The organism is Planomonospora algeriensis (assembly GCF_977012225.1).
In genome coordinates this window covers 1-10,488 of record NZ_CDRNDK010000216.1, presented here as the reverse complement: position 1 = coordinate 10,488, position 10,488 = coordinate 1, and the positions used below count along the sequence as shown (strand labels likewise).

Annotated in this window: 11 protein-coding genes; 8 read left to right on the top strand and 3 right to left on the bottom strand. The window is 73.7% G+C overall.

Annotated elements, in window-relative coordinates:
• Window positions 1-82: 82 nt before the first annotated feature.
• Window positions 83-700, bottom strand: a complete 618-nt coding sequence (locus ACWJ6R_RS21170; RefSeq protein ID WP_449063898.1) for an RNA polymerase sigma factor — start codon at window positions 698-700, stop codon at window positions 83-85.
• A 187-nt stretch (window positions 701-887) separates the two neighbouring features.
• Between ACWJ6R_RS21170 and ACWJ6R_RS21165 the strand changes: the two genes are divergently transcribed.
• A complete protein-coding gene (locus tag ACWJ6R_RS21165) occupies window positions 888-1,514 on the top strand; it encodes a uridine kinase (protein ID WP_449063897.1) in 627 nt (208 codons plus the stop codon).
• Between the two features lie 102 nt (window positions 1,515-1,616).
• Here the strand turns inward: ACWJ6R_RS21165 and ACWJ6R_RS21160 are convergent, their stop codons facing one another.
• Window positions 1,617-2,639: a TerC/Alx family metal homeostasis membrane protein gene (locus ACWJ6R_RS21160; protein WP_449063896.1), complete on the bottom strand. Its 1,023-nt coding sequence runs from the start codon at window positions 2,637-2,639 to the stop codon at window positions 1,617-1,619.
• A gap of 251 nt (window positions 2,640-2,890) precedes the next feature.
• Window positions 2,891-4,042, bottom strand: a complete 1,152-nt coding sequence (locus ACWJ6R_RS21155) for an epoxide hydrolase family protein (protein ID WP_449063895.1) — start codon at window positions 4,040-4,042, stop codon at window positions 2,891-2,893.
• A gap of 439 nt (window positions 4,043-4,481) precedes the next feature.
• Between ACWJ6R_RS21155 and ACWJ6R_RS21150 the strand changes: the two genes are divergently transcribed.
• The 7 genes from ACWJ6R_RS21150 to ACWJ6R_RS21120 all read left to right on the top strand — a co-directional run.
• Window positions 4,482-5,477 carry a glycosyltransferase family 2 protein gene (locus tag ACWJ6R_RS21150; protein WP_449063894.1) on the top strand — a complete coding sequence of 332 codons (996 nt, stop codon included), beginning with the start codon at window positions 4,482-4,484 and terminating at the stop codon, window positions 5,475-5,477.
• Window positions 5,478-5,862: 385 nt separating this feature from the next.
• Window positions 5,863-6,600: a hypothetical protein gene (locus ACWJ6R_RS21145; RefSeq protein ID WP_449063893.1), complete on the top strand. Its 738-nt coding sequence runs from the start codon at window positions 5,863-5,865 to the stop codon at window positions 6,598-6,600.
• A 26-nt stretch (window positions 6,601-6,626) separates the two neighbouring features.
• The gene (locus tag ACWJ6R_RS21140; RefSeq protein WP_449063892.1) at window positions 6,627-7,481 is read left to right on the top strand and encodes a glycosyltransferase family 2 protein; all 855 of its coding nucleotides are present in this window, start codon (window positions 6,627-6,629) and stop codon (window positions 7,479-7,481) included.
• Window positions 7,478-8,719, top strand: coding sequence for a 2-phospho-L-lactate transferase CofD family protein (locus ACWJ6R_RS21135; protein ID WP_449063891.1), 1,242 nt, complete (start codon window positions 7,478-7,480; stop codon window positions 8,717-8,719). Before ACWJ6R_RS21140 ends, ACWJ6R_RS21135 begins: the two co-directional genes overlap by 4 nt.
• A complete protein-coding gene (locus ACWJ6R_RS21130; protein WP_449063890.1) occupies window positions 8,716-9,534 on the top strand; it encodes an HAD family hydrolase in 819 nt (272 codons plus the stop codon). The genes ACWJ6R_RS21135 and ACWJ6R_RS21130 overlap by 4 nt, the downstream gene beginning before the upstream one ends.
• Entirely contained in the window at window positions 9,527-10,300 is a 774-nt protein-coding gene (locus ACWJ6R_RS21125) for an NTP transferase domain-containing protein (protein WP_449063889.1), read from the top strand. Before ACWJ6R_RS21130 ends, ACWJ6R_RS21125 begins: the two co-directional genes overlap by 8 nt.
• The coding region (locus ACWJ6R_RS21120; RefSeq protein ID WP_449063888.1) for a hypothetical protein at window positions 10,297-10,488 on the top strand (192 nt) is incomplete at its 3' end. The genes ACWJ6R_RS21125 and ACWJ6R_RS21120, both read left to right, overlap by 4 nt.

Genomic DNA, 10,488 nt, shown 5'->3' with positions numbered 1-10,488 from the left:
CATGAGGCGCTCCCGGGCGGGCCCGAGCCGGTCGGCGTCCGCCTCCGGCGCCTGCGCGCGCATCTCGCGCAGCGCGCTCAGCTCATCCATGACGCTCCTCCTCGGTAGCCGTCGGGTCGGCGCCGCCGAACGCGGCGCGGGTCTTCCTCCTGGCCCGGTGGAGCCGTGAGCGGACTGTGCCGACGGGGATCCCCACCGCCTCGGCGACCTCGTCGTAGGTGAGATCGGCCCAGGCGACCAGCAGCAGCACCTCCCGGTCCCCGGCCGAGAGCCCGGCCAGCGCCCCGGCCAGGTCCTTTTGCACGGCCGAGGCGCTCACCTGGGCGTCCACCCGGTCGGCGTAGCTCTCGGCCACCTCGTCGACCCCCGTCCTGGCCAGCGCCCGGTAGGACCGGATCTCCACCCGGCGGTGCCTGCCGATGAGGTTCCCGGCGATGCCGTACAGCCAGGGGCGGGCGTCCGGCCGGGTCAGGTCGTAGCGGTCGCGCCGCCGGAACGCCGCCAGGAACGTGTCGGCGACCACGTCGTCGGCCAGGGAGTCGCCCAGCCGCCGGACGGCGTAGCGGTGGATCTCCGGGGCGTACCGGTCGAACAGGAGCGCGAACGCCTCCGGCTCCTCCAGGGACCTCCGGATCACCTCGGCGTCGCCGACGTCACCGGCGTCCTCGGCTGCCCCGGCGCGGTCTGTGTGCGCGATCAATCCGGCTCCGATCGTCCGGCCCCGGATCCCCGGGGTCCGTCCATGGTGTTCACCTTCCTCTCACCCGATACGCCGTTGAGGGTTCACGGCCGGTTCCCGGCCGCCGTACCGTGCTGTCGGGAGCCGCCGGGAGTCCGCGGGCGCCCACCGGTCCGCGGGCGTCGTCCGCCGTTGGCAGGATGGCAGGGTGCGTGTACGCCCCATCTCCATGTCGTCTCTGGCCGAGGAACTCGCCGACCGGATCGCCGCGGCGCCTGCGGACTCCTGGGTGCGGGTGGCGGTCGACGGCGCGCCCGCCGCCCGGCCCGGTGACCTCGCGGACGCGCTGGCCGGGCCGCTCCGGCTGCGCGGCCGCGAGGTCCTGCGTGTGTCCGCGTGGGATTTCCTGCGCCCGGCCTCGCTCCGCTTCGAGCACGGCAGGACCGACCCGGACGCCTTCTACGAGGACTGGCTGGACGCGGGCGGCCTGACCCGCGAGGTGCTGGCGCCGCTGGACCCGGGCGGCTCGGGCAAGGTCCTGCCCTCGTTGTGGAACAAGGCGACCGACCGGGCGACGCGTGCGCCGTACGTCACCCTGCCGCCGGGGGCGGTGCTGCTGCTGGACGGGGCGCTGCTGCTGGGCCGGTGGCTCCCGTTCGACCTGACCGTGCACCTGTGGCTCTCCCCCGGCGCGCTGGCCCGCCGTACCGACCCGGAGCTGCGCTGGACCCTGCCGGCCTACGAGCGCTACGAGCAGGAGGCGGAGCCGGCCGAGACGGCCGACGTCGTCGTCCGGGTGGACGATCCGAGGCGCCCCGCGGTCGTGATCGGATAGCCGGGCGGGATCGGGTGCCGCGCCGTGCCGCCGCGGAGCGCCCTGGGTGCGGACCTGCACGGCGGGGACCTCGCGGTCCCGCTCCCGCGACCGGCGGGCGGCTCACCTGCCGTCCGGGCTCCCGCCGGGGTCGCCGTCGCCCTCGGGGCGCAGGTACACCGCTCCGGCGTGCGCCCGCTCCTCCGGATGCCGCCGGACCCGCCTGAGGCTCAGGACGACCGTGACGAGCAGCACGGCGAGGATCACACCGAGCGACACGAGGGTGGGGATCTCCGGGATCTCCGCCGACACCTCCCGGTGCAGGAAGACCAGGATGAGCTTGACGCCGATGAACGCCAGGATGGCGGAGAGCCCGATCGACAGGTAGACCAGCCGCTCCAGCAGCCCTTCGATGAGGAAGTAGAGGGCGCGCAGGCCGAGCAGCGCGAAGGCGTTGGCGGAGAAGACCAGGAGCGGGTGCTGGGTGATCCCGAAGATCGCCGGAATCGAGTCGAGCGCGAAGAGCAGGTCGGTGCTGCCGATGGCGACGAAGACGAGGAACAGCGGCGTGATCACGCGCCTGCCGTCCTCCCGGGCGACGAGCCGGCCGTCGTGGAAGTCGTCGGTGACGGGGAGAACGCGGCGGACCCAGCGCAGCAGCGGGTTGTCACCGGGGTCGGGGTCGTCGTTGCGGTGCCGGAAGAGCTGCACGGCGGTCCAGAGCAGGAGCAGGCCGAACAGCAGGAACGTCGGCGAGAAGAACGAGATCGCCGCCGCGCCCGCGGTGATGAGGGCCACCCGCATGACCAGGGCGGCCGCGATGCCGAACAGCAGCGCCTTCTGCTGGTGCCGGGCGGGCACCGCGAACCGGCCCATGATGACCACGAAGACGAAGAGGTTGTCCACCGAGAGGCTCTTCTCGACGACCAGCCCGGCGAAGTACTCCGTCGCGATGTGCGGACCCGCCAGCGCCCAGAGCGCGAGCCCGAAGGCGATGCCCGCCCCCAGGTAGAACACCGACCAGAGGGCGGCCTCCTTCAGTCCCACGGCGTGCGGCCTGCGGGCGGCCACCAGGAAGTCGAGGACCAGCAGGGCGACCACGATCCCCACGACGATGGCCCAGGCCCACAACGAGTCGATGGTCATTGCATCCCGCTTTCAACCGCTACGCGGACATCATCTCTCTCGTCTTCCCCACCGCCGCCCGCCGTATCCCGAGCGACACCGCCGGAGGCGGCACGAGGCGCGATGGGGACGGGCCGCGCACCGCGACGGCCGACGCGGACGGACGGGCGGACGGACGGACGGGCGGACGGACGGACGGGCGGACGGACGGACGGACGGACGGTCTGGGGGTCGGACGGGCGATCGGACGGCTCGACGGGCGATCGGCGGCGTCAGCGGAACCGGCGGAAGAACTCCCGCACGTCCCCCACCAGGAGCTCGGGCTGTTCCAGCGCGGCGAAGTGGCCCCCGCGGTCGAACTCGGTCCAGTGCACGATGTTCTCGCTCCGCTCGGCGAGCCGGCGGACGGGCGGGGCGATCTCGCGGGGGAAGACCGCGACCCCCGTCGGGGTCGCGGAGACCTCCGGCCGGCTCCGCTCGCGCGCGAACTCGTAGTACAGCCGCGCCGAGGAGCCCGCCGTGTTGGTCAGCCAGTACACCGTCACGTTGGTGAGCAGCCGGTCGCGGTCGACGGCGTCCTCGGGGACCCGCTCCGAGTCCGTCCACTCCTTGAACTTCTCCGCGATCCAGGCCAGCTGCCCGGCGGGGGAGTCGGCCAGGCCGTAGGCGAGCGTCTGCGGCCGGGTGGACTGGATCTTCATGTAGCCGGACATGTCGTCCAGGAAGCGGCCGAGGCCGTCCAGCCGGGCCTTCTCGTCCTCGGTCAGGTCGTCCGGCTCCCCCGGCGCACCGGACGGGAAGGTCAGCAGGAAGTTCAGGTGCACGCCGACGACGCGCCCGGCGTCGGCCAGGCCGAGCTCGCGGGAGACCATCGACCCCCAGTCACCGCCCTGGGCTCCGTAGCGGTCGTAGCCCAGCCGCTCCATCAGCACGGCCCACGCCCGGGCGATGCGGCGCACGGTCCAGCCCCTCTCGGTGGTCGGGCCGGAGAACCCGTAGCCGGGCATGGACGGGATGACGAGGTGGAAGGCGTCGGCGGGGTCGCCGCCGTGCGCGCGGGGGTCGGAGAGCGGGCCGATGACGTCCAGGAACTCCACCACGGAGCCGGGCCAGCCGTGGGTGAGGACGAGCGGCAGCGCGCCGGGCTCGGGTGAGCGGACGTGCAGGAAGTGCACGTTCTGCCCGTCGATCACGGTGGTGAACTGCGGGAAGGAGTTGATGTGCGCCTCGTGCACCCGCCAGTCGTAGACGGTGGCCCAGTGGTCGGCGAGCTCCCTGAGGTAGTCCGGCGGCACTCCCAGGTCCCAGCCCGCGCCCGGCAGCCCGTCGGGGAACCGGGTGCGGCGTAGCCGGTCGCGCAGGTCATCGAGGTCGTCCTGGGGGATGTCGATGCGGAAGGGCCGGATCGCCGCGTCGTCGCTCATGGCCCCACACTGCCATCCGGCCCGGCGGAGGCCCCTCCCCGGTGGCCGGAGCGCATCCGTGGGAGCGCTCCCAATTTTTGGTCCCGACGTATTGAATATCGGATCTAGCCCTACTACGGTGGTCGCAAATGAAAGCGAACCCACCGGGCCGGGCGACCTCCGATCCCCGAGAGGGAAGCCCTCGAATGAGGAAAGAGTCTTTACAGTAGAAGCCGCGCGGATTGCCGGGCTTCCATTCGGAACCCGCCCTCCCCGGCACACCCCATCAAACGGTGAAGAATCCGCCGTGTTCGATGCGGTGTGCGTCCGGGGTTCCCCCGCCGGTCATTCTGTGGAGAATCCCGCGACCCGCACGGCGATGAGCGCTTGAAATTCGCGGCCGACGGCGCTCCCGCCATTGTCGGCCGCCAGAGCGGCTGGATCCATGACGACGATTTCCTTGATCGTTCCATGCTACAACGCAGCCAGGACCCTGCGCCTGTGCCTGGAGTCGGCGCTGTCCCAGACCCGGCCGCCCGACGAGATCGTCGTGGTCGACGACGCGAGCACCGACGGTTCCGCGGCGATCGCGGAGGAGCTCGGCTGCCGCGTCCTCCGGCTGCCCGAGAACCGCGGGGTATCGGCCGCCCGGAACGCGGGCGTCGAGCACACCACCGGCGACGTCGTCTTCTTCCTCGACTCCGATGTGGCGCTGTGGCCCGACGCGGTCGCCAACGCCGTGGAGATCCTCCAGCGCGATCCCGGCTACGGCTGCGTGCACGGCATCTACGACACCGAGCCACTCATCGACGACGGGCCGATCGAGCGGTACCGCATCCTGCACGCCGTCCACTGGCGCCGCCGCCAACTGGGCGAGGTCGGCAGCGCCGTGTTCGCCCTGGCCGCCGTCCGCCGTGAGGCCCTGCTCGCGGCGGGGAGGTTCGACGAGGGGCTGCGGGACTCCGAAGACGTCGAGTACAGCAGCCGGCTCGCCCTGCGGTGCCGCATCGTGCTCACCGACGCGGTCGTCGGCCGCCACGACGACGGGAGCCGGCTGCTGCCGATCCTCACCGAGCAGTGGCGCCGGGCCCTGCCCGTGATCCCGCTGATGGCGCGGGCCGCGGTCCGGGGCACCGGCGAAGCCAAGCTGGCACGGGCGAACCGGCGGACCGGGATCCTCGCCTGCGGGCTCGCGCTGGCGTCGCTCCCGCTGGCCGCGCTGCACCCCGCCCTGCTCGGGGTGCCCGCCGCGGCGGTCACGGGGTTCGTCCTCTCCGACCCCGCGTTGCTGAGGTTCGTCCACCGGCAGCGCGGAACGGCCTTCACCGCCTACTTCATGGCCGTCCACCTCGCCGTCCACGTGGTGCTCGTCGCCGGCCTGGCCGCCGGCTCCCCGCGGGCGATCCCCTTACTCGGCGCCATGGCCGGAAAAGGGAGGGCGATTCCCGGCCGATGACCGCGGAATCGAAAATCATCCACCGGACAGCACGTTCACATGAAGAATATGGAGAAGCGCGGCATGCTCTGCGCCGAAATTCACCGAAGCGAAACGACGGCCGCGGACGCACCGCGTCCGAATACGGCGGATGAACGCCCCGGCACCGGCCGGCCGCCGGGATCCGTCCTTGGACGGCCGTTGTGCGCGCGGTGTCCGAAATCACGGCAGAACAGCCGCCGAAAAGAACGGGATGGAAATCCCGTGTCCTGACGCCGCATTCCGCCGGACCGGGAACGAGAACGGCCTTCCCCGTTCCGGCCGGGGAGACGGCGGCCGGCGTCCGCCGGTCCGCCGGGGTGTCCCCCACGGCGGCGCGGAAAGCTCAGAGAAGGGGCAGGACCTCATGACCACGCAGGACAACAGGCCGTCCGCACCGTCCCCCGGTGAGGAAGCCCCGGCTGCGGGGCTCCGGGCAGGCGCCGCCGACGTCGTCCTGGCCGCCCGGCGCGGCTGGGCTCCCCACGTGTGGTGGATCGCCCTGGCCGCCGGGACCGCCGGCGCCGCGGTCTCGTGGCTGGCCCCCCACGGCAGGGAGATCGAAGCCGCGTGGGAACTGGTGGTCAAGCTGCTCGCGTTCGCCTGCCTGTGCTGCGCGATCGCGTTCTTCCCGTGGGTGTCGCGGCGCCTGCACTGGCTGCTGTACATCCCGTTCGTCTTCTTCACCGCGTACGTGATCCCCCGGGTCAGCTGGTTCTACTACGGCGACGCCGGACGCCTCCAGGGCGACGGCTTCTACACCCACCTGTACCTGCTGCTCTACCCCGGGATCGTGCTCACCGTCGCAGCCGCCTACCGGATCGGCGGCGGCACCCCGGGCCGCTGCCTGCAGGTCGCGGCCAGCGGCATCCTCATCGTGTTCTCCGGCCTGCTCGACGTCATGTGGCAGGTGGTCAACCCGGTCGAGATCCCCGAGCTCATCGACGCTCCGCACATCAACCTGTTCACCGGCGGGCCGATCTCGTTCGGCGCGGCGATCCTGTTCACCCTGGCGCACGTCCCGGTCGTCGTCGCGGTCAACCTGCTCCCCCTGGACCGCTGGATCGGCCGCCTGCTCGGGGCCGGGGAAGCCGCGGCACGGTGACCGGGACCAGCACGAGGAGGCGAGGCGTGCCGTACGCCCACGACGTCCCCCGCGCCGGAGCCGCGGCCGCGGGCCCGAGCACCGACGCGGCCGTCGGCCCGGCCGCCGATACGGTCACCGGCCCGCCCGTCGGCATCTCGGTGGCGGCGCCCGCCTACAACGAGGCGGACAACATCGCGGCGGCGGTCACGGAGTGGCGGGACTACCTCGAAAACCATCCGGCGGTCGGCGCCTGGGAGATCGTCGTCTGCGACGACGGGAGCACCGACGCGACCCGCGCCATCCTGGCGGACCTGCAGCGGCACTGCCCCGAGCTCGTCGTCGTCGGCTTCGACCGCAACCGCGGCGCGGGCGCCGCGATCGCCGCCGCGATCGCGGCCACCCGGCTGGACTGGGTCGTGCTGCTCGACTCCGACGGCCAGTTCCCCATCGCCAACCTCGACCGGTTCCTCACCCACCTGCAGGCCGGCGACGGGCCCGCCTTCTCCGGAGCCCGGATCCACAAGGCCGACGCCCTGGCCTACCGGTGGGGGTCGGCGGCCAGCGGCGCGGTCAGCAACCTGCTGCACCGCACCCGCTACCGCGACTTCAACTCGATCTTCAAGGTGGTGCGCGGCCCGCTGCTGCGCGCGCTGCCGCTGGAGTCCGGCGGGATGAACTGCTCGACCGAGATCACCGCCCGCGTCGCCGAGGTCGGCCACGCCTGGGTGGAGATCCCGATCGAGCACCGCGAACGCGGCGGGGGCAGCCGCGGGTGGCGGTTCTGGCGCGGGGCCCGCGACCGCGCCCTGTTCGTGGGCTACCTCGGCTACCGGCGGTGGCTGCTGCGCCGGGGCGTGCTGCGCGCCCCGGACGCGCCCGCGACGGAGGAGGCCCGATGAGCTCGCCGTACCCCTCCCCCTCCCTCGGCCCCGGTCTCGGCTCCGGCCGTACGTCCGTGGCCCTGTTCAGCGGCGGGCGCGGCGGGGCCAGCATCGCGCGCCGGCTCCTGCGGATCCCCGAGGTCGACCTCTCCCTGCTGATCAACGGCTACGACAACGGGCACTCCACCGGGGCGCTCCGGCGCTACCTGCCCGGGATGCTGGGACCTTCGGACTTCCGCAAGAACCTGCTGCTGCACCTCGACGGCGGCGACCCGCGCCAGGCCGCGCTGAGGAACGTGCTGGAGCACCGGCTGCCCGCCGGGAGCACCCGCGACGACCTCGCCGGCCTCGTGAACCGGCTGCCCCTCGGGAGGACGTTCGGGACGCTGCCGCCGGAGGCACGGACCCCGATCGTGCGGGACCTGACCGTCTTCCTGCGCCACCTCGACGGGCATCCGCACGGGTTCAGCCTCTCCGACTGCGCACTCGGCAACCTCGTGTTCGCCGGCTCCTACCTCCGGCTGGGCGGCGATTTCAACGCCGCGGTCGCTTCGTGCGCGCGGACGTTCGGCTCACCGGCCCGGCTGGTGAACGTGACCGGAGGCGAGAACGCCTTCCTGGTCGCGCTCAAGGAGGACGGCCGGCTCCTGGCGGACGAGGCCGACATCGTCGCCCCGCAGGACGCCGCCGCTATCACCGACCTGTTCCTGCTCCGCGAACCCGTCGTCCCGGAGTCCCGGACCGCGCTGCAGGCGCAGCCCGCCGAGCGGCTGCGGCGGACGCTGGCCCGCGCCAGTGCCGGGATCTCGCTGAACCCGGAGGCCCGGGACGCGCTCCGGCACGCCGACCTCATCGTCTACGGCCCGGGCACCCCGCACTCGTCGCTGCTGCCCAGCTACCTGACCCCGGGCCTGGCGGACGCGATCGCGGCGAACCGGACCGGGGCCAAGGTCTTCGTCGTCAACATCCGGGACGATCACGACGTCCGGGGTCTCGGCGCGTCCGACCTGCTGGACCGCACCCTGGCCTATCTCGGGGACCCGTTCAACGAGCGGCGCACCGTCACCCACGTCCTCTGCCACCGGACCGCCGCACCGGCGGCGGGCGCCACCGGCGGCGGCGGCGGCCGGGCGGGGGTGCGCTGGATCACCGGCCACCTGGAGGATCCCGGACGGCCCGGCGCGCACTGCGGCCGGCGCACCGTCTCCGCCCTGACCGGCATCGCCGCCGAGGCGTCCCTGGTGGGTGCCGGATGAACCCGGCGCAGACCCCGGTCGCCGCCACCGCCGCCACCGCTGCGGCCGCCATCGCGGCCAGGGCGATCGCCGGGCGGCGGGCCTGGTTCTGCGACCTCGACGGCACGCTCGTGGACTCGGGCCCGGTCCACGAGGCGGCGTTCCGCGACGCGATCACCGAGATCGCCCCCGAGCTGCTCGGCTCCTTCCGGTACGACGCGCACGCCGGGACGGGCACCCGCGAGGTGGTGGCCGGCCTGGGCGCCGCCGGCGACGTCGCCCGGCGGCTGGTCCGGCGCAAGCAGGAGCTGTACCGCGGCTACGTCGACGCGGGGATGGTGGCCCTCTTCCCCGGCGCCCGCCGGCTGCTCGGCCTGCTGGCCGACCGCGGCCGCACGCCGTACCTGGTCACCGGTGGCAGCCGGGGGTCGGTCGAGCGGGTCCTGGCGGCCTGCTCGCTGGACGGGTGCTTCCGCGGGGTGCTCACCGCCGACGACGTCCCGTGGAACAAGCCCGACCCGCGGTTCTACCTGCGGGCCTGCCGTGACTGGGCCGTCCACCCGGACGGCGCCGTCGCCGTGGAGGACTCCGTCCACGGGGTGGCCTCCGCCGTCGGCGCCGGGCTCGTGACGCTGCGGGTCCACGCGGCCGGGCCCGCCGCCGGGGCGGTCGCGGTGCGGGACCTGGACGAGATCGCGTCCCTCCTGGAGGCGGAGGACGGCGGCGGTCTCGAGACGGAACCCGAGACGGGACTCACGACGGGGCTCAAGACCGAGCTCAGGACCGAACTCAAGACGGAGCCGGAGACCGAGACGGAGGGCGGGGACAGTGAGTGACCGGCGCGTCTGCGCGGTGATCCCGGCGGCCGGGCGGGGCAGCCGCCTGGGACTCGACATCCCGAAGATCATGATCGAGGTGGCCGACGGCGTCACCGTGTGGCACCTGCTGCACCGGCGGCTGCGGCCGTGGGCGGAGCACGTCCACGTCGTGGTCTCCCCCGCCGGCGAGGGCCCGTTCCGCGACCTGGCGGCCGACGAGATCGCCCGCGGCACGGTCTCGGTCGGCGTCCAGGACGAGCCGAGGGGCATGGGCGACGCCGTCTTCGGCGCCGCCCCGCACTGGGAGCCGTACGACGCGGCCCTGGTCGTCTGGGGAGACCAGGCGAACCTGTCCCCGGAGACCGTGCGCCGGGTCGTGCACGCCCACCGGCGGGACCACCCGGAGGGGCGGCCGGGGCTCACCCTCCCCCTGGTGCCGCTGCCCGACCCCTACGTCGAGTACGAGCTGGCCGGATCCGCCCTGGTGCGGGTGCGGCAGTCCCGGGAGGGCGACGAGTGCCGCCCCGGCGGGCTCAGCGACGTCGGCGTGTTCTGCCTCAGCACGGACGGGCTGGCCGCGGCGTGGGAGGGCTACCTGGCCGGCGCCGTCCCCGGGGCGGCCACCGGCGAGGTCAACTTCCTGCCGTTCCTGCCCCACCTGTCGCGGTCCTGCGGCCGGCGGGTGACGGTGGTGCCGGTCACCGACCCCGACGAGGCACGCGGCGTCAACACCGAGGACGACCTCGCGTTCGCCCGGCGGACGTTCCTGCGGAGCCCGGAGTGACGGCACGGCCGCACCGGGTCCACGTCGTCTGCTCCGAGCTCCCGCCCGACGTCGTCGGCGGGCTCGGGCGCTACGCCGAGCGGCTGACGGCCGCGCTGGGGCGCTCCGGCGTCCCGGTGGAGGTGTTCGGGACCGCCGGGCCGCGCTCCCGGTCCCCGCGGACGGAGCGGGCCGGCGACGTCACCCTG